1 pseudogene is annotated in these 557 nt (G+C 80.4%); it reads left to right on the forward strand.

Annotation, left to right across the window (positions count from 1 at the left end):
• Positions 1-557 (forward strand): annotated as a pseudogene (locus tag CBZ_RS21315) (hypothetical protein); the annotation flags it as partial.

Below are 557 nucleotides of genomic sequence, written 5' to 3' on the forward strand. Positions count from 1 at the left end.
ACGCGAGGCGGAGCTGCGGGCCTCGGTGCGCCGCCGCGCGTGGGCGCAGGAGGGGGCCGCGGCGCCCGCGCCCGCCGCCGCGCTGGACGAGGTGCGCGCGGCACTGGCCGCCGACGACGCGGACCTGGTCGCGTACCTGTGGTCGGGCGACCGCGTCGCGGCCGTCGTGGTCGGCGACGACGTCCGGCTCGTCGACCTCGGCGCGTGGGCCCCGGTCGGCGACCTGCTCGGTGGGCTGCTGGCGGACCTCGACATGGTGGCGGCGGACCTGCCGGCCGCGCTGGCCGCGGTCGTCGAGGCGTCCCTGCGTGCACGGCTGGACCGCCTGGACGCCCTGCTCGTCGCCCCTGTCCGGGTGTCGTCGCGGCGTGCGCGCGTCGTGCTCACGCCGACGGGCAACCTGGCGGGCGTGCCGTGGGGGATGCTCGACTCGTTCGCCGGGGTCGCGCTGGCACGGCCGCCGTCGGCGGCGCGCTGGCTCGACCTGCGCCGCTCGACGCCGCGGCTCGACCGGGCGGGCTTCGCCGCGGGCCCCGGCGTCGCCCGCGGACCCAACG

The organism is Cellulomonas biazotea, from assembly GCF_004306155.1.
Classification (GTDB): domain Bacteria; phylum Actinomycetota; class Actinomycetes; order Actinomycetales; family Cellulomonadaceae; genus Cellulomonas; species Cellulomonas biazotea.